The sequence below is a fragment of the Aestuariispira insulae genome (assembly GCF_003385955.1).
In the GTDB taxonomy this organism is placed as follows: Bacteria; Pseudomonadota; Alphaproteobacteria; order UBA8366; family Aestuariispiraceae; genus Aestuariispira; species Aestuariispira insulae.
Genome location: NZ_QRDW01000002.1, coordinates 154955 through 178160 on the forward strand (window position 1 = coordinate 154955; position 23206 = coordinate 178160).

The following is a 23206-nucleotide window of genomic DNA, read 5'->3' on the forward strand; positions in this document are numbered from 1 at the left end:
GTCCAATGACCGGGCCGGCCGCATCCGTCACTTTTTAATGTGAGGGTATCAATGAAAAAGACTGTTCTTGGTTTCAGCGCATTCCTGCTGACGGGATTATTTTCTCTGCCTGCCGGTGCCTCTGAATATGGTATTCTGGTGGAAGATACCGGGGTTGAAGAGGTTTATGGCTATTGCAGCGCCTGCCATTCCGAGCGCATCGTCGCCCAGCAGGGATTGAGCCGGGAGAGCTGGATCGAATTACTGGACTGGATGGTGGAGGAACAGGGCATGGCCGAGATTGAGGAGCCAGATTTTTCCCTGGTGATCGATTATCTCAGCAAAAACTATAATACCGACCGGCCAAATTTCCCGAACTGATGTAATGTCAGGCGCAGGGCGGATAATCCTGCACCGGCAATTGCGCGATCAGGTTGTCGTCGCGCCGGAACCATTGAGACAGGCTTTGCCGGACCGCGCGGCTGGCATCGCGGAATTTGTCATCTGCCATTCCCTTGGACAGGGTTGCGATCAGATAACCGCTTTCCTGCCAGAGGGTGCGGGTAAGGTCGGGGTCTTCAGCCTCCGGCCAGGCTGTGGCGGCTTCGGTTCGATACAAAAAGACCGTCAGGCTGCATCCGTTGCGCCCGCGATAGTGAAACCCGATCCGGGTTTTTTGCCCGACGGTTTCATAAAGATGATCCACAAGCGCCAGGCCGGCAAAGGTGAGGTCTGGGGCGGTTGGCAGGGCCGGATCGGACGGCCGGGCGGCATTTTTCAAGCCTGCCGCAAAGGGCGTATAACCCCGCTGCATGAAGGTTTCATGCAGACCGTCAGCGAGCGCGATTGGCCCGGTTTCAATTTGCTCGGGCGATAGGATCGCCGCTCCCGCGATCAACGCGGCCAGCCCTGCGGCTAACGCCACCTTGTGGAAACGCTGCTGCCCGGCAGCTGTTCGGGTTGTCTTCCGGACGGGATCGGCAGCAGGTTGATATTGGTCGCCCACGTATAGCGCACGCATTTTGGCCTTGCTCGCCAGGATTTTCGCTAAGGCTTCAGAGAATGCCGGGTCCCGGGCAAGGCGCTGATCAATTTGCAGGCGGTCTTCGACCGAGAGCGCGTCATCGGCATAGCCATTCAGCAAAATCCAGTCCTGCTCGCTCACCGCCGCCATGTTTGGTTGCTCGTCATTGTTCTTGCCTGGGGCCATCATTTTGACTTTCCGTCGTCACAAAGCGCAATCAGAGCGGCTCTGGCCCGGCTGATCCGGCTCATCACCGTGCCGCCGGGAATGCCCATGACCTGGGCGGTTTCTTCGTATGTCATCCCGGCGATATCGACAAGATAGAGAATTTCACGATGGGCCAGGGTCAGTTTTTCAAAGGCCCGGCGGAAGGCGATCATGTCTTCCGGACAGATGGCCGGGCTTTGCACCTCTTCATTGAGACGGCTGCGAGCCTCAAAATATTCCCGGCGCACCGCTCGTTTGCGCACCAGATCCAGATGCAGGTTACGGATGATGCGAAACATCCAGGACCTGATCTTGGTCAGATCCTTTGGCGGGCTGGAGGTTGTCATAGCCCGCACAAAGGCGTTTTGAACCAGGTCGCGGGCATCGTCCCGGTTGCGGCAAACTGCCAGCGCATAGGCCTGACATTCCGGCTGCAATTCGGCCAGGATCGTTCTGTATGACATGGCTTCAATGGCTCCCGATAGGATGTCAGGATCGGTTTATATTAGAATATTGTCAAGAACACGCCCGTTCAGGGGGCGTGGCGAAAACGGGATGTCAGTGGGTATCTTCCTCTTTCTGGCCGGAATCGGAAAGCGCTGCGGTATAGAGCTGTTTGCTGGAGGTGCCCATGGAGCCAAGAGGCAGAAAGGGGGCCTTTGGCCGGACCGCCCGGCGACGCTGGGTCATGCGCACCAGGATGAATAAGGCCAGGAAGCAATAGATCCCGGTCAGGAAATAGAGAAAGCCGTCGGCACCGAAACGCGCCATGGCCTGGGCGGCCAGGATCGGGCCCATGCTGGCGCCGATCCCATAGGCGATCAGCAAGCCGGACGCTACCTGTACCAACCGGTCGGGATCGGCCAGGTCATTTACCTGTGAGGAAGAAATTGGATAAACCACAAAGGCAAAACCGCCATAAGCGGTGATGATCAGCACCAGGATGATAAAGGGCTGGTCGGTGGCCCAAAGGGCTGCCTGGGCCAAAAGGGCGGTGAAGACAGAAGCCCCGATCAAAACACTACGCCGGTCAAACCGGTCGGACAGCCGTCCGATGGGAAACTGGAGCGCGATGCCGCCCAGAATGGTCATGGCCATGAAGGTGGAAACCTGGGCGACGGACAGTCCGATTTCCCGGGCAAAGACCGCCCCCATGCCATTGAGCGAGGCATTGGCGACCCCGGCACAGATGGTGCCCATCACACCGACGGGCGACGTCAGGAATAGATCCTTAAAGGGCATGCGCTGGGGCGAGCTGGGTTTCGGCGCGCTGGCCCTGGAGAGCAGGACCGGCACCAAGGCAAAGGAATAGACCATGGAGGCAATGATGAAGAGCTGGTATTCGGCCGGATCACCGATCAGCATCATGAACTGGCCAAGGCCCGCACCCAGATAGTTGGTAATCATGTAAAGTGACAAGATGCGCCCGCGCATGGCATTGGTGGAGCGTTCATTGACCCAGCTTTCCACCACCATCACCATGCCGGACATGCAAAAACCGGCCATGACGCGCAGGACAAACCAGGCGACAGGATCAACAATCAGCACATGGGCCAGGACCGCCACCGATAAAAGCGAGGCCAGGGCGGCAAAGGCGCGGACATGGCCGACAGTTGCGATCACCCGGACCGCAAACAGCGCGCCCACCAGCATGCCGATGAAATAGCCTGACATGATCAGGCCGGTGATCTCGGTTGAAAATCCCTCAATCCGGCTGCGCAGGCCCAGCAGAATGCCCATCATGCCGTTGCCCAGCAACAGCAAACCGTAGCTCAGCAGGAGGGAGGAAATTGATTTGATCGCGGTCCACATGCCCGATGCCCCGGTTACAAGAATTGTTTGGCTGGAACAGCTTAACGGTCCTAAGATCAACAGGCGAGAGTAAAATCGGGTTTGTTCTAGACGTTGAAAACGAGTCTCCGACAGAATAGTAGAAGTAGATACGAACACTGGGGGAAATGAATTGGGGCTTGAGGAGTTGAAGGGGGCACCTGAGGAGCGGGAAACATTGTTCCGTCTCTTTGTGGGGGATAATTCCGATCGTGTGATTGAGATTTTCCGGGCTCAGGAAAAAGGGGAGATTGGGATCTTCCTGAACTGGGCGGTTATCCTGTTTGGGTCGGTTTGGTTCTTTTACCGGAAAATGCCCTTCATGGGGGGCCTCTATTTTGTTATTCCAATCTTGGTATTCATCATTTTTCCCAGGAATTCGGTGATTTTTTTCCTGTTGTATAACCCGATGGTCGCTGGCGTTGCCGACGCATTGTTTGTGTGGAAGGCGAGACGCTGCATCAACCGGTCAGAAGTGATGTTTTCTGATCAGGAGCAACGTGAAGCGTGGATAGAACGTAAAGGCGGCTATTCGATGCTTGGTCTGTTGTTGGGTGTGGGCGTGGAGGGGGGCATGCTGCTGTTGGCAACTTAACAGAAGGGTTGGAAAGAATTTCGCTGACCTGGTTTCAACCGACGGGGCCGGGACTTAACCCTAATTTCACCATTATCCGTCATAAATTCTATCGAGTGCCTCATTTGACTCCAGCGGAGGTTGGATGACGTCGTGAACCAAACAAGATGGTGCGGGATTGGCGCTTGTCTGCCTGTTTCGCGTAGTCTAGTGGGATCTGGCAAAAGTTTAGGAGTGGTGTTTGAGATCTCTTTCTCCGGATAACTCGGCCGAAGAGGCATCGGATCCGTTGGCCTCTAAGACGGATCGAGCCTTCAGGATAATGGCCGACCGGTCCAGCGCGGGGATTCTGATCCATCGTGATCTGGTGCCGCTTTATGCCAATCTGTCCTGTGCCCGCTTGCTCGGGTTCGAGGGGCCGGCGGATATCCTGGCGCTTGGCCATTTGGGGGAATTGCTGTCTGAGGCGGAACAGGCCCGTTTGCGGGCCTATCAGGAGCCGGGGGCGGACAACAATCTTGCCGACGAATATTCCATGGAGATCCATGCCTGTGAAGGACAGGTCATACGGCTGAAAAATGCCTCGCACCGTTTTGAGTGGGACGGTGAGCCCGCAGTCTGCACCAGCCTGTTGAAAGGGGCGGATGTGGGACCGGATCCTGAAGCGCTGGCGGAAAAAGCCGATCTTCTGGAAATGACCATGGAGGCCATGGAAGACGGTATTGCGGTCTTTGATCATGATGGCCGCCTGATGCATTGGAACGAAGCCTATTTCGAGATGTTTGGATTTCCGGATCGATTCCGGAAAGTGGGCATCGATGGAGATGTTTTTTTCAAATATGACCTGGAACGCGGGATTTTTCCGGAGCGGGATCTGGAGGCCTATGGCGCCGAGATCACGGCCTGTTTGGAACGCGGGCAGGTCCATCGCGAGGAAGTGCCTCTGACGGATGGGCGGGTGATCCTGATCCAGCGCAATCCGATGCCGGGTGGCGGGCGGCTGAATATGTTCCGGGACATCACCCATCAATGCCAGATGGAGCAGGCGCTTAAGCAATCGGAAGAGCGGTTCCGGGATATCGCCGAAGCGACGACCGACTGGTATTGGGAGACTGATGACGAATTGCGCTTTACGTTCGTTTCGCGCCGTTTCTTCGAGGTGATGAATGTGGATCCAGCCGATGTGATCGGTCACACCCGTCAGGAATTTGTGACGGAGGAACAGATTGCCGAAGATCCTAAAAAATGGCTCGGCCATTTTGCCGATCTGGAGGCGCGCCTGCCGTTCCGGGACCTGGATTATGCCATCACAGGCCAGGATGGTGAAATACGCTATCTGCGGGTCAATGGCATCCCGGTTTTCGAAAATGGCCGGTTTTTGGGCTATCGCGGCGCTGACACGGATATCACCAGTCAGAAAGAGGCGGAGCTGGTTCTGCAGGAACAAAACAAAGTCATCCAGGTGACCTTTGAAAATATGTCCCAGGGCATCTCCATGATCGATGATGACCTTAACATGCGATTCTGCAACCGGCGCTTTTTGGAATTACTGGATTTCCCCGAAGAACTGGCGGCCACCGGCACCCCGTTGGAGGCTTTTTTCCGCTATAACGCCGAGCGTGGCGAATATGGCGAGGGCGATGCCGACGAACAGGTGCGCGAACGCCTGGAATTGGCTGCCAAATTTGATGAGCATAAGTTCGAGCGTATCCGCCCGAATGGAAGGATCCTCGAGATTGAGGGCCGCGCGGTGAATGGGGTTGGATTTGTCAGCACCTATACCGACATTACCGAGCGACGGTTGGCGGAACAGGGGTTGGAGCGGCAATCAGGCCTGATCCGTTTCCTGAACCGGATTGCCCGGGTCACCAACAGTGCGCGCAATCTCAGTCAGACCATGGCGGAATGCCTGGAGGAGACCTGCACGTTTTTCGGCTGGCCGGCGGGGCATGCCTATCTCTGGCCGACGGGGGCAGAGGACCGGCTGGTTTCGGACGGTGTCTGGCATGTGGATGATGAAGAGGCGCGCTGGCCATTGATGGAAATCACCGTGCGCTCTGAATATCTGCCGGGCCAGGGCATCACCGGTCGGGTGATGGAAAGCCGCCAGGTGGAACATGGCGAGATTGGCCAGGGATATCTGGGCGCCCGGGAACAGCTGCTGCTTGACGATGGCTTGCGCTATTTGTTCGCGGTGCCTGTGTTGGTTCGCGATAAGGTGACTGCGGTCCTTGAATTGTTCTGTCCTGAGGTTGAAAACCCGGATGAACAGACCCTTCAAACCTTGCTGGATATGGGCATGCAGCTGGGTCGTGTGGCCGAACGCAAGGAGGCAGAACGTTCCTTGTGGATTGCCAAGAATAAGGCAACCATCGCCAATGATGCCAAGTCGGTCTTCCTGGCGACCATGAGCCATGAGATTCGAACCCCGATGAATGGGGTGATGGCGATCGCGGAAATCCTGGAACAGACGGAGTTGAGCGAGGATCAGCGCCATCTGTGCAGCACCATTCGAAATTCGGCTAACAGCCTATTGAACATCATCAACGACATCCTGGATTTTTCCAAGATCGAGGCCGGAAAGCTGGAGCTGGAATATCTTGGTTTCTCGCTTGTCGAGACGGTTGAAAGCGTGATGGACCTGTTGGCGGCGAGGACAACCGGCAAAAATATCCAGCTCTATGGTTTCGTGGACCCGAACCTGCCGGATCATCTGCGTTCTGACCCGACGAGACTGCGCCAGGTTCTGCTCAATCTATTGGGCAATGCGGTGAAATTCACTGAAAATGGCTCGGTGACGCTGCAGGTAAATGGCCGGAACGAAGGCGGTGACAAGGCGGTTCTTGAGGTTTCGATCACCGATACCGGCATCGGCATGACCCCGGAACAAGTGGATGGCTTATTCCAGCAGTTCAAACAGGCGGACAGCAGCACGGCGCGGAAATATGGCGGTACGGGCCTGGGGCTGGCGATATGCAAGCATCTGATCACCATGATGGGGGGCGAAATCGGGGTGGACAGCACGCCGGGTCAAGGATCGCGTTTCTGGTTTACCCTGCCGGTGGATGTCCTGGAGGAACGCCGGCAGAGCGAGCCGCCTGATTTACGGGGGCTGAATATCCTTCTGATTTCTCCTTGTGCGCAGGCGGAACCGTTGATCGGCGGCTATCTTACTCATTTTGGCGCGAATGTGACCCAGGTGAATGACCCGGCTGATGCCGGAAACTGGCATGAGGCAGATGAACGTGAGCTACCGGGTTACGACCTTGCGATCATTGATGATCTGATGCCGGAAGCGGATGAAATCGCCGGGCTGATCGAAGCACGAAACGAGCAATATCCAGAGCGCTTTACCGCCATATTGGGGTTGAGCGGGCTGGAAGGCGTCGGTGAACAAGAGGATGCGCTACGCAAGGTCAAGAAGCCCTGTCACCGGGAAGCCTTGGTGATGGCGGCGGCTGCGGCGACCGGACGTATCCGGGAAGAGGATATCCCAATCCGGGAAGGAAAGGCGCGGGAACGCTATCAGGCACCAAGCGTGGAAGAGGCACTGGAGGCGGGCTGCCTGATCCTGGTGGCGGAAGACAATATCACCAACCAGGTGGTGATCCAGCGGCAGATGGCGCAGCTGGGTTTTGCCATTGAAGTGGTTTCAGGCGGCAAGGAAGCACTGGAGCGGATCATAACTGATCCCCGCTATGGCATGCTGTTTACCGACTGCCATATGCCGGATATGGACGGATTTGCGCTGACCCGGGAAATCCGTCATCTGGAGGAAAGCGGCAGCCTGCGCCGAAAGGGTGGCGAGGCGCTTCCGGTGGTGGCGTTAACTGCAGATGCGCTGAAAGACTCCGAAGAAGCCTGTTTCAAGGCCGGCATGAGCGATTTCATGACCAAACCGACAGACTTGGTCAGCCTGGAAAAGCGGGTGCGCCAATGGTTGCCAAAAGCGGTGGAGATGCGAGTTGCCGACGGTGAGGCTCCAGTGGGACCGGCATTGGCGGCGGGCGTTGTGGAAACCGGGGGCGACGGTTTCTCCAGGCCATCGGAAACCGCAAAAAATGAAGGCGAGCCTGCCCTGTTTGATTTCAGCAGCCTGACAGCGGCCTTTGGCGCGATCGACGATACCGCCATCAGCTTTCTGGATGATTTTGTCTTTACCATGCGTGATCAATTGGCCGGACTGCGAGACGCTTCTGCCAGGCAGGACCGCAGGGGTTTGTTTACTGCCGCGCACGCGATCAAGGGGGCGTCATCTTCCGTTGGTGCCTTCCGCCTGGCGGCGCAGGCGGCCAAAGTGGAGGATTTGTCCAAAGCGGCCGGGTTTGATGAGATTGAAGAAATGATCGATCTGCTGGAAGATACTTTGGAGGAAACCGATGCGGCGATCCCGGATCAGGGACAGGGGGCAAATGCCAGCTGAACGATATGTCGGTGCAAGCGATCGGTTTGTCAGGGGGCAGCCTTGCAGGGGCGCTTGTTCCAATTCTCCAGATATTTGGTAACAATCTGCTCCCGGACCCCGTCCCGATTCAGACGGGAGAGGGCATTTGATACATGCTGGGCCGTTTCGGCCGGGGTTGGCAAGCTCATCACCAGCCAGAGCGGCCGAGCAAGTTCAGTGATGGGCAGGACCGGTTCCAACTGATCCCCATCCAAACCCATGCTGCAAACAGAAGAACGGGCAATGAATCCAGTGAGCGGGATCATATCAAGACGCCTGGCAAACAGCATCTTCACCCCCTGATGATAATCGGTATAGGTAACAATGTTGTTGGTTGAGGCAAGATCCAGGCTTTCCATCAATCGCTGAAGGCTCGAACCGGATTGCAGGCCAATTCGATGATGGCCGTTTCTGAGGTCGGACAGACGGGAGACGGTGATGGCTGGATGGGATTTCAATTTAAAGAAAAACTGGCCGTAGGGCGAAACTTCTCCGATCCAATGAAACCAGGATTCACGTTCGGCCGTCCGTGAAACGGAGAAAAAAAGCACATTCGGTTTGGTTTTGGCGATCTCCATGGCGCGCTTCCAGGGCAGGAACTCGACGGGCAGAAAACGGATCGGGCTGTCTTGCTCTAGAATGCGGGCCATTTGGTGGAGTGTTTCAACCACATACCCGCGGGCCCGGCCGTCTTGCGGATATTGCAATGGAGCAAAGCTCTGGGTCACCAACCGGATTTCGAGAGATTTGCCGTCACGCTCTTCCGCATGTGCTATAAAAACAGGCATGAGCATTGAAAAAAACAAGGTCGCCAAGGAAACGACCAAATGGTGGCGGGCGCCAATCCAACAGTCCAAATATGCATTAAAGATATAGCGCAATAAAACAGCCCCCCCCCACAGGTATTTTGCCGCCGATCCGGCTAGGCCCCTATAACCCCCACCGATCCATGGATTAGGGTGACGAGCAGGCGGGCGCTATCGTAACAAGCCGATCCAACATCCTATCTGCCGGATGGTAATCTCGGTCGATCATCGGAAGTTGATGATTTCGCAGGTCCCAAATTCACCTCTCTAGAATATGCCTAATCCCATTGTAGGGAAACGATTATTTCGGTTGGTGGGTAAACCTTGCCGGTCCTGTTTAAACGGTGGCGTGGCGGTATCGAGCACGCTGATGACTAGAAAGCTTCTCTTCCCGGCTTCATAAATTTCGTCAGCCATGTATAATCTTGCCAAAGAAACATTCATGGGTAAGGGGAACAACGGGCGGATCCGGAAGGAAAGTTACGCTGCCATGAAATATTTTGCTGCCCTGTTGAGCCTGTTGCTGATGCCCATGGCGGTATTGGCGGAAGAGCTGATGGTCGTGACGGAAGAGTTTCCGCCATACAATTATCAGGATCATGGTGTTGCCAAAGGACTGTCGACCGAGATGGTTCAAGCTGTCTTGGATGAGGCGGGTTTATCAGCCGAGTTTAACTTCATGCCCTGGGCCAGAGCCTATAAGACAGCGGAAATCCGCAAAAATACGCTGATTTTCTCCATTGCCCGCATTCCTGAGCGTGAGGATTCGTTTATCTGGGTTGGTGAAATCGCGCCCTATCGCACATCGCTCTATAAATTGCGCGAGGCTGATCATGTTCAGATCGGTTCGCTTGAAGAGGCGGCCCGGCACCGGGTCGGGGTGTCCATCGAAGATGTGATCTACACCTATCTCAAGCGGGTCGGGTTCGAGCAACTGGAACTGGTGGGCAGCGATACCGGGAACATCCGTAAGCTGGCGGGCAAAAGGATCGATGTGATTGCCTATGACGAAGCCTCTTTCGGGCATGTGGTGCGCGAATTGGGGTTGGATATCAATCAGTTCGAACGGGCGTTGCGGTTGGATGAGCTATCAGGATCCCTTTACATGGCAATGAATAGTCAATCGGATCCGGATTTGGCCGACCGGTTGAAAGATGCGCTGGTCAGGGTTCATGAAAAAGGGATCTATGAAGAGATCCAGTCCCGTTATCTGCTGTTGAACTGAGCCTGGATATTGGTTCAGTCCATTTCATCGCAAGGCCAAAACGGCATATTGTGTTTTTCCATGATAGCGGCGAAGTTGCCGTCTTCCCGGTTTTTCCGGATGATGGCGCGGAATTTTTCGATCTGGTCTTGCAGATTTGATTGGCGCGACAGGGTGACCTCGACCCGATATAAGGCATGTACAACCGGCTCGCCGAGCTTGTCACGCCAGTTGCCCGGATAGCGTTCCGGCGTGCCGGTGGACCGCAACAATCTTGCGTAATGCCCGGAATGGACAACGGCCAGATCAATGCGATCCCTGGCCAGCAGTCGCAATACGGTCACGGTATCCTGGACGGGAAGCTTTTCAAAGCGGTTATCGTCTCGGGTGGCGCGGTCGAAAACGGCGTTTTTGAGAAAACCGACCCGCAAGCCAGCCAGGGAATCCAGGTTGCTGACTTTTATTCCCTGCCGGGGAATGAAAAGATCGGCCAGACAGCCCATGAGCCCCAGATAGTGGAGCTTGGGTTCCAGCGATGAGAGATGGAAAAAATAGGCTATGTCATATTGATTGGTGCCGACACCGGCCATGATCCGCGGCCAGTTGCTGACCTCCAACTGGAACGGTTGGCCGTAATCCTGCTCGAGAAGCCGTGTGAAATCGACCAAGGTGCCCTGCAAATCCCCGGCTTGATCCCGATAGGCTTCGGGAAAAGCCTCCCAAACCACGACACGCGGTGCCTCCCCGGCTTTGGTTTGATGGGGAAAAGGCAGCCAAACAGCCAGCAGCCATGCGGCAAAAAGACCGGATCTGTAGGTGTTTATTTTCATGACGGCCTCAAGGATCTGATGCTTTGGACAGAATCGAGAGATTGTAAACCATCAGGAATAAAGAAAATCTTAGCATTGCCCCTTGTCTTCGGCAAAAATGAAGGCTGTCTAAGTTATTGTAGTGTGGCGGTTTTTCACCAAGCATTAAGATTTATAACCTATCATGCGATTTCTATCTTCTATGATCGGGGCTGGATTTCATGAGATTGGGGCAGCATTCCCAGACGATATTGAGCAGGGGATTATTGACCGCTCTGGCCATCTTGTTTTCCGTGGCGGCGCAGGCCGCCATGTGTGAACGTGCCTACACGATCCGGGTCACCAAGAATTTCCCGCCATATTACATGACCGACGAGTCCGGGACGCATAGCGGACTGGAAGTGCAGTTTGCGCGCATGGTCATGAAGGCGGCTGGCTGTGAATTCCGTTTGGTTATCCGGCCTTGGCGACGGGCCCTGTTGCAGTTGGAAATGGGAGATCTCGATATTTTGGGCGTTGCGTCCAGAACCCCGGAACGGGAAGTCTATTCTCATTTCTCAACCCCCTATCGGCGCGAGGTGGTCGGTTTGGCGGTGCGCCGCATGGATCTGAATCGTGAGATCAAATCACTGGAGGATCTGGCACGGATGAATCTATCCGCGGTTTATCTGCGCGGGGCCTATCACGGGCCTAACTTTGCTAATTTTGAAAAGACCGAGGCCCATGACAAGGCCTTTCGTCCGGTGACAACGGTGTTTGATTCTGTGATCGCCCTGCAAAAGGAGCGGATCGACGCGATCCTGACCGATATGATCGCCATGTCGATTTATTTTGATGATCAGGGATTGGACGATGTTCTGGCGGTGCATGATTATGTGGAATATGAAAATAACGTGCATTTCATGTTGAGCCGGAAATCAGTATCGGATGGAGAGGTTCACATGATCAATGCGGCTATTCAGCAGGTGCTGGCCAATCCTGAAAATCCGTTCGCGCGCTGGCTGCCGAAATAAAAATTTCAAATATTTCCCCAAATTGTAACCGTGGCGGGCTATGCTCGGACGATTCCTGACGAAAGGGACAGGAATGCCTGAACGGGCAGATGGTTGAACTGGCGGGGGCAAATGTTCGCCGCATGATTGGGGAAGATCTATGAGAAAAACGCTGGGTAAGGGACTTGCGGCGGGGACCGCGCTTTGGGCGTTGGCTGCGGCAGGTGCCGCCTGGGCCGATCCGACGGTGGAATTGCGGATCCTGGAAACGACCGACATCCATGTCCATCTGGTGGATTATGATTATTACCGGGACGCTCCATCGGATACGGTGGGGCTGGCCAAGGTGGCGAGCCTGTTGAAGCAGGCACGTGCCGAAGTCCAAAACAGCCTGCTGTTTGACAATGGTGACCTGATCCAGGGCAATCCGCTGGGTGATTACATGGCCAAGCGCAAAGGCTTGAAGGATGGCGAGGTGCATCCGGTTTACAAGGCGATGAACCTGTTGGGCTATGATGCGGCCAATATCGGCAATCATGAATTTAACTATGGCCTGGATTTCCTGGAGAAATCGCTGAAGGGTGCGGATTTTCCCTATGTCAGTGCCAATGTGATGGTTGATGACGGCGACGATGATGCCAGCAATGACAAACCCTATTTCACCCCCTATCTGATCCTGGACCGGCAGGTCAGCGATACCGATGGCAATAAACATGATCTTAAAGTGGGGGTGATCGGCTTCACCCCGCCTCAGATCATGCAGTGGGACAAGGCAAACCTGGAAGGCCGGGTTGTGGCCCATGACATTATCGAGACCGCCAAACGCTATGTGCCGGAGATGAAGGCAAAAGGGGCCGATATTGTGATCGCGATTCCGCATTCCGGTCTCTCCACGGTTAAACGTGAAGGCATGGAGGAGAATGTGACCTCTTATTTGGCCACGGTGGACGGGATCGACGCGATCCTGTTCGGCCATGCCCATACAGTTTTTCCATCCGACAAATATGAGGGGTTCCCCGGTGCGGATCTGGAAAAAGGCACGTTGAACGGTGTGGCCGCGGTCATGCCCGGTTTCTGGGGCAGCCATCTGGGCCTGATCGATCTGACCCTGGTGAAAGAGGGCGAGGGCTGGACTGTGGCCGACAGCCAAAGTGCGGTGCGGGCCATTTACAAGCGTGACGGCCGCAAGAAGGTCCCGCTGGTGGAAGCTGATCCGGCTGTTGTTCGGGCGGTGAAGGCAGAGCATGACGCGACCATCGATTATATGCGCGAAGCTGTTGGTCAGAGTTCTGCCCCGATCAACAGTTTCTTTGCGTTGGTGGCGGATGATCCCTCGATCCAGATCGTGACCAATGCGCAGAAATGGTATCTGGAAAAGATCCTGGAAGGCACCGAATTTAACGGTCTGCCAATCCTCTCCGCCGGTGCGCCGTTCAAGGCCGGTGGCCGGGGCGGACCGGACTATTTCACCGATATCCCCAAAGGCGAGATCGCGCTGAAAAACGTGGCGGACCTCTATATCTATCCCAATACCCTGCGCGCGGTCCTGCTGGATGGGGCCCAGGTACGGGAATGGCTGGAAATGTCGGCGGGCCAGTTCAATATGATCGATCCGGCAAAAGGCGGCGATCAGGCGCTGATCAACACGGATTTCCCAACCTATAATTTCGATGTGATCGATGGGGTCGGCTATCAGGTCGATGTGACCAAGCCCGCGCGTTATAACAAAGAAGGCCAGATCGTGGCCCCTGACAGCCATCGGATCGTCAATCTGACCTATCAGGGCAAGCCGATTGACGAGACGCAAAAATTTATTGTCGCCACCAATAATTACCGCGCCGGGGGCGGCGGCAAGTTTCCGGGGCTGGATGGATCGACCGTCATTCTGGAAGCGCCGGACGAGAACCGCACGGTACTGGCCAATTACATCCTGGATTTGAAACAGGTGGACCCGGCGGCGGATGGCAACTGGTCCTTTGCCCCGATCAAGGGGGATGTGAATGTGACCTTCACCTCAAGCCCGAAAGCGGCCCAGTGGGCCGGCAAGGAAAAGGGTTTTGTGGAGGATGGCCTGACGGAAGACGGCTTTGCAAAATTCAAACTGATCTTCGAATAACATGATCAGGTCAGATGATGCTTTAGGGTTAGGCGGGGCATGTGCCCCGCCTTTTCTTTTGAGATGATCCGGCAGGGCCTGGGAGGATATTCTCCAAAATCTGAAATATTACGGTTTTCCGTATTTTTTGACTTTATACGAAAAAACGAATAAAAAGTTTTTATTCGGATAACCGTAAATATTCGGATAACCGGAAAAAAACGGATAACCGGAAAAATCGTGAAATGAGTGAAATTGTCAGAAATCAGAAACAACTGGGCCAGGTCTTACGGTTCCATAGGCAGAAAAAAGGTTTGAATCAGGCGGATGTTGCAACAAAAGCTAATCTGCGCCAGTCGACCATCTCTGACATTGAAAATGGGATTGGCGGCACGATCACGACCATCTGCGAGATCATGAGGGTGCTGGATATAGAGATGGAAATCCGCCCCAGAAGCAAACTGACCTCCGATGATCTTCTGGACATGCTGTGATGGGCCGGCGGCGTATCCACAGGCCGTTGAACGTGTTTCAGAACAACCGGCATGTGGGCCGTTTGGAAATGCTTCCGAACGGCGCGACCAGTTTTGAATATGACCGTGCGTGGCTTGATCGTGAAAACGCGTTTCCGATCTCCCTTTCCCTGCCGCTGCAACATAGGAAATTCACCGGCAGGACAGTTCGGGCTGTTTTCGAAAACCTGTTGCCTGACAATGAACGGATCCTGACCCGGATTGCGGAGCGGGTCGGGGCCGGGGGACTTGATCCTTATCACCTGCTTTCCAGGATCGGCAGAGACTGTGTGGGGGCCCTTCAGTTCCTGCCTGATGGGGAGGATCCGGGACCGTTAAGGCCCCCTCAGGGTGAAGCGGTCAGTGAGGAAGACGTGGCCCGGATGATCCGAGACCTGGCCTTGCGTCCCCTGGGAATGGGGCCGGATGAACAGTTTCGCATATCGGTTGCCGGCGCCCAGGAAAAAACATCATTATTGAAGATGGATGGGAAATGGTACCGCCCGTTGGGGGCATCCCCCACCACGCATATTCTAAAACCGCCCATTGGCAGATGGGATAACGGAATAGATTTAAGCCATAGTGTGGAAAATGAGCATTTTTGCCTGACGGTTCTTGGGAAACTGGGCCTGCCGGTTGCAAAAACCGAAATCCAGTTCTTTGAAGATCAAAAAGTGCTGTCGGTCGAGCGTTTTGACCGGAAATATCGGGGGGATGGTACATTAATGCGGCTTCCGCAGGAAGATTGCTGCCAGGCTTTGGAGACACCGCCGACCAATAAATATCAGGTGGATGGCGGGCCAGGGGTTCCGGAAATCATGGAACTTTTGAAAGGAGGAGACGAGCCGGAAGGGGACCGGGCGGCATTCTTCCGCGCCATTCTTCTATTCTGGCTGATGGGGGCAACGGATGGACATGCAAAAAATTTCAGTATTTTTCTCATGCCGGGCGGGCGGTATCACCTGACACCGCTCTATGATGTGATATCGGTCCAACCCACCTTCGACCGTGGTGAGATTGAACGGCGGCATTTCCGGATGGCCATGCGATATGGGGAAAATAACCATTACCGTATGGATGAGATCGTGGGCCGTCATTTGATCCAGACTGGGGAATCAGCCGGTCTGGGGAGGCTGGCCGCTTCGATCCTCGAAGAGGTCAAAGATCGTTTTGCAGGGGCGGTTGATGCCGCTATGAATGAGATGCCGAAAGGTTTTCCGGAGGAGATCCACAGATCGATCCGCCGGGGGGCGCTGGTTCGGCTGCAAACAGCCTAAGCCCATCTCTGGCCGTTACGGCAGATCAAGAACGAATTTTGATAAATGGGAATCTTCGTCCCGCTCGCCGGGTTATGACCGGGCGGAACAGCGTTCTGGCCGGATAATTGTTTGTGCCGACTTTAAGGGGATGTCAGGCTGGCGACAATGCGAGTGGAGAAGTTATGACAGTCCCCCATCACAATGCGGCGCGCCGGTCTCAATTGACCTTGCCCGAGTTCATCGCGCTCTTTGCGCTGATCACCTCACTGACCGCACTCAGTATCGATACCATGCTTCCGGCTTTGCCGGTGATTGGCGAGGCGCTGGGTCTGGTTGATATGCGTGATACCCAGCTGATCGTTTCCATGGTGATCCTGGGCATGGTGGCAGGCGAGCTTTTTGCCGGTCCTTTGTCCGATGCGCTGGGGCGGCGACCGGTGATCCTGGCCGGGATCGCGGTTTATTGCCTGGGCGCGGTGCTGGCCATGGTTGCCCAGTCGATCGAGATGCTTTTGTTTGCGCGCTTCATCCAGGGGATCGGGGTGTCGGGGCCGAAGATAGCCTCGCGCGCCCTGATCCGGGACCGGTTTGAAGGTGACGGCATGGCGCGGATCATGTCGCTGATCATCATGATTTTTATCCTGGTCCCGGCCATTGCCCCGGCCCTGGGTCAGGTGATTCTGCTGGTGGCGGACTGGCGGGCGATCTTTCTGGTATTCCTGATCCTGGGCGCGGTCGTGGCCGTCTGGTTCGGCCTGCGCCAGGAAGAGACTTTGCCACAGTCGGCTAGGCGGCCGTTTCGACCTATGACGATCCTGAAGGATGCAGGCGGATTGCTGGGGCATCGCATTGTTATGGCCTATACGCTGTCTGCGGGCCTGATCTTCGGCTCCCTGCTTTTGTTTTTAAGCACCGCTCCCCATGTTTTCCGGGATCTATACGGGATAGAGGAAAATTTCCCCATCTATTTTGCCGCCCTGGCGCTGGGTATCGGTTTTGCCGGCATGGTGAACAGCAAGCTGGTCCTGCGCGTAGGCGCGAGACGGCTGAGCCTGATCGCGCTCGTCAATCAGATCATATGCGGTTCCGTCCTGCTCTGGCTGGGCCAGGCCCATGGCGGGGTGCCGCCGCTTTCAGCCTTCATGATCCTGATGTTCCTGCTGTTTGCCGGGTTGGGCTGCCTGTTTGGCAATCTCAACGCGTTGGCCATGCGGCCATTGGGTCACATGGCAGGATTGGGCGCATCTTTCATCGCCAGTTTTTCCAGCATCATGGCTTTTTTGACCGCGACCCTGATCGGGCGGTTTTATGACGGCACGGTTTGGCCCTTGGCGGCCGGGTTCCTGGGAACATCAATCCTGGCCCTGATTGCCATGCGGGTCGGCCGGCATTCCTGAATGGTCGAAGATTTCCCCCGAGGTCTAACCCCGGGGGAAGCGATGATTTTTATGCGCCGGTGCTTTGTTGGCGCGGGCGGCGTTTCTTATTGGCATTATTCAGCATGCGGGAAAGACCCGCGCTGTCGCCTTCGGAACCGGGGCGCTGTTCGCCCTGGTGCTTTTGGTTCCGGTTGCGGCGCGGCTTGCTGCCGGCCGGTTTCTGGGGCTTGTTGCCGCCGCTGTCAGGGCGTGCAGCCTGGTTGCGCGCGCCTTGGCCCTGTGTTTTCTGACCCTGTGCGCTCTGGCCCTGGCCATTTTGGCCACCGCGGCTGTTGCGCTTGCGGCCACGGCTGCGGCGGCGTTTTGGTTGCTGGCCATCTTCTTGGGGTTTGGACTCCGCACCCGTTTCGTTCGCGGCGGGGGCAGAACGGGCCGGCAGATCCGCCAGGTCAATCTGGGAAACGGTCAGGCCGATGCCGGTGAGGCGTTCAATCCGCTTTAGCAAGTCTTTTTCCGTCGGATCACAAAGGGTGAATGCAATGCCGCTCTTGCCCGCCCGGGCGGTACGGCCAATGCGGTGGACATAAACTTCCGGCACGTCCGGCAGGTCGAAATTCACCACATGGGAGACATCGTCGATATCGATGCCGCGGGCGGCGATATCGGTGGCCACCAGGATATTCAGCTTGCCGTCACGGAAGCCATTGATGGTGTTCTGTCGCGCATTCTGGCTTTTGTTGCCATGAATAGCGGCGGATTTCAGGCCGGCTTTTTCCAGGAATTGCGACAGTTTGCTGGCACCATGTTTGGTGCGGGAAAAAACAATCGCGCGTTCGAGGTCATCATCACCCAGCAGGCTGAGCAGCGCGCGTTTCTTATCCGCTTTCGGCAGATGGATCACTTTCTGGTCGATCCGCTCGATCGGTTTGGAAACCGGAGCCACGGCAATTTCCACCGGGTTTTTTACAAACTGGTTTGCCAGTTTGCGGATCTCTTCCGGCATGGTGGCTGACAACAGCACGGTCTGGCGGCGCTGCGGCAGTTTTTTCAGGATGCGGCGGATGGCCGGCACAAAACCGAAATCCAGCATCTGGTCGGCTTCGTCCAGCACCACGCAGCGGGTTTCATCCAGGCGGATGTCGCCCGAGGACTGGAGGTCTTCCAGGCGGCCGGGGGTGGCGACCAGGATGTCGACACCTTTTTTCATCTGCTGGATCTGGGGATTGGCGGAAACCCCGCCGATCACCATGGCAACGCTGGCCTTCATATGACGGCTGTAGATCTTGATATTGTCGACAATCTGGACCGCCAGCTCACGGGTCGGAACCAGGATCAGCGTGCCACAGGCCTTGGCACTTGGACGCGCCGCGCCGTTGGCAATCTGCTGCAGCAAGGGCAGCACGAAAGAGGCGGTTTTGCCGGTGCCGGTCTGAGCGGTGCCCAGGATATTGCGGCCCTGGCTCATAGGCGGCACAACTTCAGCCTGGATCGGGGTCGGATTCTCATAGCCCGCTTCATTCAGGGCGCGCAGGATGTCGGCGTTGAGGCCGAGGTCTTTGAATGTGGTCAATCGATATCTCTTATAAAATCAGGTCGGCGGCCGCAAAAAGCGCGGTCTTGCCTGCACCAGGCGGCGGGCCGATGGTTTTCAACGTTTGTGTTGAGGAATGGCGAGCCAGCGGAGATCAGCTTCCGGGGTTCATGTTTCCCTGGCCGGTTCGGCCCAATCGGGAGACTTGTCGTTCGGCAACGATCCATCCGGACGGTCGCTCGCGTCAGGGCCTGCTAACGGGTTTGCCATTATCTACGCACAGGCTGCCTGTAAAGCGCAAAGACCATATCTGTTGTTGGAAAGCAAGATAATAATATTTCAAGGGGGTCAGTCCTGGCTGGTGGTGCTGCCATCCGCCCCACCAGGTTGGTCACTGGCATGGGATTGGATATAGGATTCCAGATCTTTCTGCGCCACCCGCCATTCACGGCCGAATTTATAGGCACGCAACTGACCGTTATTGATCCAGCTGCGGATTGTGCTTTCCTTGATCTTCAAAAGCTCTGCCACTTCGTGCAGGGTGAGCATGGGTTTGGATAACATGGTAATATACGCTTTTATGTCGGTTTTTATCGGTTTGAAGCGGTTGAAATCTGTTTCCGAGGGTTTATATAGGCATAAATTGATTTGACTTCAATAAAAGCCAAATAGTTAGGGAAAAGAATGCTGGGCAAATTGAAACTGAGCGGCGATACGGTCGCCGGCATGGCGCTAATGCTGGCGGCGGTAGCGGCCATGCTTATGGAAAATTCACCCTTTTCCGGACTGTATGACAAATTTCTGAGCACGGTGGTTAATGTGTCCGCAGGTGGTGCCGGAATCGAAAAGCCCCTGCTGCTTTGGATCAATGACGGCATGATGGCGGTTTTCTTCCTACTGGTCGCGCTTGAGATCAAGCGGGAGTTTCTGGAAGGCAAACTGTCGACGGTGAAAGATGCCATGCTGCCGGCGATTGCTGCTGTCGGCGGTATGGTTGTGCCAGCATTGATCTATTATGGACTGAACTCGGGCAATCCGGATGTCATCAATGGCTGGGCCATTCCTGCGGCGACGGATATTGCCTTCGTGGTCGGGATTCTGGCCCTATTTGGCAAACGGGTCCCACCGGCCCTAAAGATTTTCCTGCTGGCGCTGGCGATCCTGGATGACCTGGGCGCGATTGTCATTATTGCCCTGTTTTACACCGCCAACCTGTCGCCGGTTGCGCTGGGCCTGGCCGGGCTGGGCCTGCTGATCCTGCTGGCCTTCAACCGGTTTGGGGTGACACGGATCTCGCCCTATGTCCTGGTCGGTGTGGTGGTCTGGGTCTGTGTTCTGAAATCCGGTGTGCATGCCACGCTGGCCGGGGTAATGGTCGGGCTGTGCATTCCGCTGCGCCGGACCAACCGGTACGAGGCCTCGCCCCTGAAGGTTATGGAGCACGGCCTGCACCCATATGTGATGTTCCTGATCATGCCGGTCTTTGCCTTTGCCAATGCGGGTGTGTCGCTGGAAGGCTTTACCCTGGACCGTTTGGCAGACCCGATTCCGCTGGGCATCTCAGCCGGCCTGTTCCTGGGCAAGCAGATCGGTATTTTTGGCGCAGTGGCCATTGCGGTGATGCTGGGTGTTGCCAGCCTGCCGAAAGATGTGAACTGGGCCCAGCTCTATGGTGCCTCCCTGCTGGCGGGTATCGGTTTCACCATGAGTCTCTTCATCGGCACTTTGGCCTTCAGTGACATTTCCTATCAGGCGGATGTCAGGATCGGGGTATTGGGCGGGTCGATCCTGTCCGCGGTGATCGGCTATCTGGTACTGCATTTCACCCTGCCGAAAAAAGCGACGCTGGAGGCCACCAAGCCAGCGTGACTGTGACGGCGGGAAAGCTGTCGAAGAATCTTACAAATATGTTACGAATGCCAGCGGGTTTCCTAATAAGCATCTGATGTTTATCGAGGAAATTCGCTGGCATACTCGTTGCAATTATTCCCCTAATGAATTTTTTCGTGGGATTTCCATGAAGAAACTGACGGCGTTATGTGCCTTGTTCGGGCTGCTGTTGTTTGCATCCGCCGCACAGGCCCGGCAACGTCGGAAGTAAACCAGTCGATAGCGCCCTGCATTGCATGCTGGTTTCTGAGGGGCAGAAACGGCAGGAAAACCCCCGCGGTCCAGGATCGCGGGGGTTTTTTGCGATCTAGTGCGTGATCAGGAGATTTCCGAGGTCACAATCGCCGGGGCGGGCGTGTCTGTGGTCAGCTTGTCGGCGGCGTCAAAGGCATTGGCACTGCTTTGTGCAGTGATGCTGCCATCCTCATAAGGGGTGGGGCCGGCAAACTGGACCGCGGTATTGGAGGGAACGCGGCGGGTTTCCTCACCGGAAGCGGACGCGTTCTGAGCCTCGTTGCGAGCCTTTGCCTCGGCACGGCTTTCCGCCAACTTGGCGTCGGCCTCCTCACGGTTCGCCTCGGCGCGTTCCTGCAACTGCTGGGCCCGCAGCTGGGCTTGCGCCTGGGTGATGCCGTTGGAGGCTTTACTGGCAATGGCGCGGTCCTGGGTGGAAGGTTCGGCAGGGGCCAGCGCCGCATTTTTCACGATGGATAACTTGCGGATGGTGGCTTCAGGATTGCCGGCAATAGGCGTATCGTTGAAGGAAACTTCGCCGCTGATCGCATATTGGCGGTTATCGGGGCCGGTCTCAAATTCATAAGAAGGGCTGCCGGCATATTGGCCGCCGACCCGCACATGAGCCTCTTCATTCAAGCGTACCTGACTATCCTGCAGGCTAAGCTGTCGGATGCGGGCGAGATCCGCTTCTGTCAATTGAGCGAGATCGGTTGGCGCATTGTCTTTCTTGCCATCCTCTTGAGCGTCTGATTTGGCATCTTGCGCATCTGCGGTGCTGCCGCCTTCCGCCGCCTCGGGATCTTTCGGCTGGTTTTCTTCCAAGCTGGCCAGAAGCGTATCGAGTGACAGCAGGGCAGTATTGGTCGACTGGCTGGCGGTTTGCAGCTTTGTGGTTTCGGCGGAGGTACTGACACCGCTGCTGGTGTTTTTTTCGGTGGTTTTGTCCTGGCTGGTCCGGCTTGAGGTCGCACCTGTAGTCGCCGCCACGGTTTGTGACGCCGACGAAATCAAATTCGTGCTGCCGATCGCTTCTGTCACGGTTCCGGCCTTCTGCCGCTTGTTCTTCTGTTGCAAGCCCCGATTATTCATTGCGGAACCGGTTCTGCTTCTGCAGGGGCATCCGCGTAAATCAATGGCTTAACTGCATATGAAGATAGCATATCCTGGTTGGGATTTTAAGAACTGAATCCCCGTAAAGCGGATGAGAAGCGGGAAAAAGCATCCGGCTATTACCTTATAAATAGAAACTGGTTTCCTGGATAAACTCTATGGTGGATTTGAAGTCCGGCCTTGACCTTCCATCAGGGGGAAGCTGTAGGAGAGGTGGCATTGTAAGACGAGATCGGATAAATGGGATATGGCACGGAAAATTCACCTGGCGCTGGCGCTGTCCTTTGGCGTGCTGTTCACGGTTTTGGGGCTGAGCGGGACAATATTGGTGTTTCGCGCCGAAATCCGGCAGTCGGCCGAGCCGCATATGCCGGAAGATTATCTGGATCGCAATGAACAGTCCTTATCCGCCATCTTAGACGCGTTGGCATCGGACTATCCCGAATTGGCGCTACGCAGCCTGACACTGCCGGGCAACCCCCGATCCTATTACCGCGTGGTCATCCGTTATCAAGATGGGACGGAAAAGCGGCAAGCCCGTCTGTTCCTGGACCCGTTGAGTGGCAAAGCGATGGAACAGGACCCATTTCACAGCGGTTTTGAACGTGCGGTCTATGCACTCCATGCCACCTATTTCTGGTCCGGCGGCGGGGTTTATCTGGTCGGTTTCACCGGGCTCGGGATCCTGGCACTGATCGGGGCCGGCCTGTTCCTGGCCTCGCCGAAGCGGGGTGGTTTCCATAAAGTCTTTGTGCTTTCAAGCCGGTTGCGTGGGCGCGCATTCAGCAACGGCCTGCACCGGGTGTCGGGGATGTATCTGGGCCTGTTTTTTCTGCTGGTGACGGTGACGGGCATCCTGCTGGCATTCCGGGCCGATCTGTTGGATCCGTTCCAGGAAGAGATGATGCAAAACCAGGTCTTGGAATCAGACCAGCTGACGGGCCGTTGTTTTGCCGCCGGGAGCCCGGAACGCATCCTGATGCAGGCGGAAGCCGTTTTCCCGGAGGCCGAGGTGACTTTTGTGCATTGGCCTAGACGGGCGGCGCAACCGGTTTTGGTTACGCTGCGTCACAAGGCAGAACTGGCGTCACCGTTGGGGTTGAGCCAAGTAGCCCTGGATCAGGATTGTCTGCGGCCCGTTTGGTGGCGGGACGGGCGGGAGGCCTCGGTCCGGCAGCTGCTGACCGAATGGGTCATGGCACTGCATAACGGCCAGGCCTTTGGCATGGCTGGAAGGCTTATATATGCGGTTCTGGCGGCCAGCCCGCTGCTGTTCCTGGTGACGGGGGTGGTATGCTGGCGCGGCCGACCGAGGCGGCGCTGA

Annotated in this window: 19 protein-coding genes; 11 read left to right on the top strand and 8 right to left on the bottom strand. The window is 56.0% G+C overall.

Annotated features, from left to right (window positions below; translation table 11 throughout):
- The first annotated feature begins 51 nt into the window (after positions 1-51).
- On the top strand, positions 52-360 hold the full coding sequence (locus DFP90_RS06740) for a hypothetical protein (RefSeq protein WP_115935694.1): 309 nt from the start codon (positions 52-54) through the stop codon (positions 358-360).
- Positions 361-367: 7 nt separating this feature from the next.
- Here the strand turns inward: DFP90_RS06740 and DFP90_RS06745 are convergent, their stop codons facing one another.
- The 3 genes from DFP90_RS06745 to DFP90_RS06755 form a co-directional block, all read right to left on the bottom strand.
- Entirely contained in the window at positions 368-1192 is an 825-nt protein-coding gene (locus DFP90_RS06745; RefSeq protein ID WP_115935695.1) for an anti-sigma factor family protein, read from the bottom strand.
- The gene (locus DFP90_RS06750; RefSeq protein WP_115935696.1) at positions 1189-1674 is read right to left on the bottom strand and encodes an RNA polymerase sigma factor; all 486 of its coding nucleotides are present in this window, start codon (positions 1672-1674) and stop codon (positions 1189-1191) included. Before DFP90_RS06750 ends, DFP90_RS06745 begins: the two co-directional genes overlap by 4 nt.
- A gap of 94 nt (positions 1675-1768) precedes the next feature.
- Positions 1769-3022 (bottom strand): MFS transporter, encoded by a 1254-nt coding sequence (locus DFP90_RS06755; RefSeq protein ID WP_115935697.1) that lies wholly within the window; start codon positions 3020-3022, stop codon positions 1769-1771.
- Positions 3023-3173: 151 nt separating this feature from the next.
- Here DFP90_RS06755 and DFP90_RS06760 point away from each other — a divergent pair, with 151 nt between their 5' ends.
- Together DFP90_RS06760 and DFP90_RS06765 are read left to right on the top strand one after the other, a co-directional pair.
- Positions 3174-3635 carry a hypothetical protein gene (locus DFP90_RS06760; protein ID WP_115935698.1) on the top strand — a complete coding sequence of 154 codons (462 nt, stop codon included), beginning with the start codon at positions 3174-3176 and terminating at the stop codon, positions 3633-3635.
- Positions 3636-3855: 220 nt separating this feature from the next.
- On the top strand, positions 3856-8037 hold the full coding sequence (locus tag DFP90_RS06765; RefSeq protein ID WP_147300957.1) for a PAS-domain containing protein: 4182 nt from the start codon (positions 3856-3858) through the stop codon (positions 8035-8037).
- A 29-nt stretch (positions 8038-8066) separates the two neighbouring features.
- On the opposite strand, the gene DFP90_RS06770 is transcribed toward DFP90_RS06765, so the two are convergent.
- The gene (locus tag DFP90_RS06770; RefSeq protein ID WP_181905227.1) at positions 8067-8846 is read right to left on the bottom strand and encodes a substrate-binding periplasmic protein; all 780 of its coding nucleotides are present in this window, start codon (positions 8844-8846) and stop codon (positions 8067-8069) included.
- A gap of 508 nt (positions 8847-9354) precedes the next feature.
- Between DFP90_RS06770 and DFP90_RS06775 the strand changes: the two genes are divergently transcribed.
- Complete coding sequence (locus DFP90_RS06775) at positions 9355-10089, top strand: substrate-binding periplasmic protein (RefSeq protein WP_181905228.1); 735 nt, start codon at positions 9355-9357, stop codon at positions 10087-10089.
- Positions 10090-10103: 14 nt separating this feature from the next.
- Here DFP90_RS06775 and DFP90_RS06780 read toward each other — a convergent pair whose 3' ends face one another.
- Positions 10104-10898 (bottom strand): substrate-binding periplasmic protein, encoded by a 795-nt coding sequence (locus tag DFP90_RS06780; protein ID WP_115935702.1) that lies wholly within the window; start codon positions 10896-10898, stop codon positions 10104-10106.
- A gap of 200 nt (positions 10899-11098) precedes the next feature.
- Between DFP90_RS06780 and DFP90_RS06785 the strand changes: the two genes are divergently transcribed.
- The 5 genes from DFP90_RS06785 (at position 11099) to DFP90_RS06805 (ending at position 17132) form a co-directional block, all read left to right on the top strand.
- Positions 11099-11890, top strand: a complete 792-nt coding sequence (locus tag DFP90_RS06785) for a substrate-binding periplasmic protein (protein ID WP_115935703.1) — start codon at positions 11099-11101, stop codon at positions 11888-11890.
- A 139-nt stretch (positions 11891-12029) separates the two neighbouring features.
- Complete coding sequence (locus tag DFP90_RS06790; RefSeq protein WP_115935704.1) at positions 12030-13985, top strand: bifunctional 2',3'-cyclic-nucleotide 2'-phosphodiesterase/3'-nucleotidase; 1956 nt, start codon at positions 12030-12032, stop codon at positions 13983-13985.
- A gap of 224 nt (positions 13986-14209) precedes the next feature.
- A complete protein-coding gene (locus DFP90_RS06795; protein ID WP_115935705.1) occupies positions 14210-14458 on the top strand; it encodes a helix-turn-helix domain-containing protein in 249 nt (82 codons plus the stop codon).
- Positions 14459-14490: 32 nt separating this feature from the next.
- Entirely contained in the window at positions 14491-15753 is a 1263-nt protein-coding gene (locus tag DFP90_RS06800; protein ID WP_245956992.1) for a type II toxin-antitoxin system HipA family toxin, read from the top strand.
- Between the two features lie 164 nt (positions 15754-15917).
- Positions 15918-17132, top strand: coding sequence for a multidrug effflux MFS transporter (locus DFP90_RS06805; RefSeq protein WP_115935707.1), 1215 nt, complete (start codon positions 15918-15920; stop codon positions 17130-17132).
- Positions 17133-17181: 49 nt separating this feature from the next.
- Here DFP90_RS06805 and DFP90_RS06810 read toward each other — a convergent pair whose 3' ends face one another.
- Together DFP90_RS06810 and DFP90_RS06815 are read right to left on the bottom strand one after the other, a co-directional pair.
- Positions 17182-18684 (bottom strand): DEAD/DEAH box helicase, encoded by a 1503-nt coding sequence (locus DFP90_RS06810; RefSeq protein WP_115935708.1) that lies wholly within the window; start codon positions 18682-18684, stop codon positions 17182-17184.
- 309 nt (positions 18685-18993) lie between these two features.
- The gene (locus tag DFP90_RS06815) at positions 18994-19209 is read right to left on the bottom strand and encodes a helix-turn-helix domain-containing protein (RefSeq protein ID WP_115935709.1); all 216 of its coding nucleotides are present in this window, start codon (positions 19207-19209) and stop codon (positions 18994-18996) included.
- Between the two features lie 120 nt (positions 19210-19329).
- Between DFP90_RS06815 and nhaA the strand changes: the two genes are divergently transcribed.
- Positions 19330-20514 (top strand): Na+/H+ antiporter NhaA, encoded by a 1185-nt coding sequence (nhaA, locus tag DFP90_RS06820; protein WP_115935710.1) that lies wholly within the window; start codon positions 19330-19332, stop codon positions 20512-20514.
- A 339-nt stretch (positions 20515-20853) separates the two neighbouring features.
- On the opposite strand, the gene DFP90_RS06825 is transcribed toward nhaA, so the two are convergent.
- Entirely contained in the window at positions 20854-21810 is a 957-nt protein-coding gene (locus tag DFP90_RS06825) for a putative metalloprotease CJM1_0395 family protein (protein WP_181905229.1), read from the bottom strand.
- A 319-nt stretch (positions 21811-22129) separates the two neighbouring features.
- Between DFP90_RS06825 and DFP90_RS06830 the strand changes: the two genes are divergently transcribed.
- On the top strand, positions 22130-23206 hold the full coding sequence (locus DFP90_RS06830; protein WP_115935712.1) for a PepSY-associated TM helix domain-containing protein: 1077 nt from the start codon (positions 22130-22132) through the stop codon (positions 23204-23206).

Coding starts and splice junctions, on each gene's coding strand:
- DFP90_RS06740 (WP_115935694.1), top strand. CDS start 52: ATGAAAAAGACTGTTCTTGGTTTCAGCGCATTCCTGCTGACGGGATTA.
- DFP90_RS06745 (WP_115935695.1), bottom strand. CDS start 1,192: ATGATGGCCCCAGGCAAGAACAATGACGAGCAACCAAACATGGCGGCG.
- DFP90_RS06750 (WP_115935696.1), bottom strand. CDS start 1,674: ATGTCATACAGAACGATCCTGGCCGAATTGCAGCCGGAATGTCAGGCC.
- DFP90_RS06755 (WP_115935697.1), bottom strand. CDS start 3,022: ATGTGGACCGCGATCAAATCAATTTCCTCCCTCCTGCTGAGCTACGGT.
- DFP90_RS06770 (WP_181905227.1), bottom strand. CDS start 8,846: ATGCCTGTTTTTATAGCACATGCGGAAGAGCGTGACGGCAAATCTCTC.
- DFP90_RS06775 (WP_181905228.1), top strand. CDS start 9,355: ATGAAATATTTTGCTGCCCTGTTGAGCCTGTTGCTGATGCCCATGGCG.
- DFP90_RS06780 (WP_115935702.1), bottom strand. CDS start 10,898: ATGAAAATAAACACCTACAGATCCGGTCTTTTTGCCGCATGGCTGCTG.
- DFP90_RS06785 (WP_115935703.1), top strand. CDS start 11,099: ATGAGATTGGGGCAGCATTCCCAGACGATATTGAGCAGGGGATTATTG.
- DFP90_RS06790 (WP_115935704.1), top strand. CDS start 12,030: ATGAGAAAAACGCTGGGTAAGGGACTTGCGGCGGGGACCGCGCTTTGG.
- DFP90_RS06795 (WP_115935705.1), top strand. CDS start 14,210: ATGAGTGAAATTGTCAGAAATCAGAAACAACTGGGCCAGGTCTTACGG.
- DFP90_RS06805 (WP_115935707.1), top strand. CDS start 15,918: ATGACAGTCCCCCATCACAATGCGGCGCGCCGGTCTCAATTGACCTTG.
- DFP90_RS06815 (WP_115935709.1), bottom strand. CDS start 19,209: ATGTTATCCAAACCCATGCTCACCCTGCACGAAGTGGCAGAGCTTTTG.
- nhaA (WP_115935710.1), top strand. CDS start 19,330: ATGCTGGGCAAATTGAAACTGAGCGGCGATACGGTCGCCGGCATGGCG.
- DFP90_RS06830 (WP_115935712.1), top strand. CDS start 22,130: ATGGCACGGAAAATTCACCTGGCGCTGGCGCTGTCCTTTGGCGTGCTG.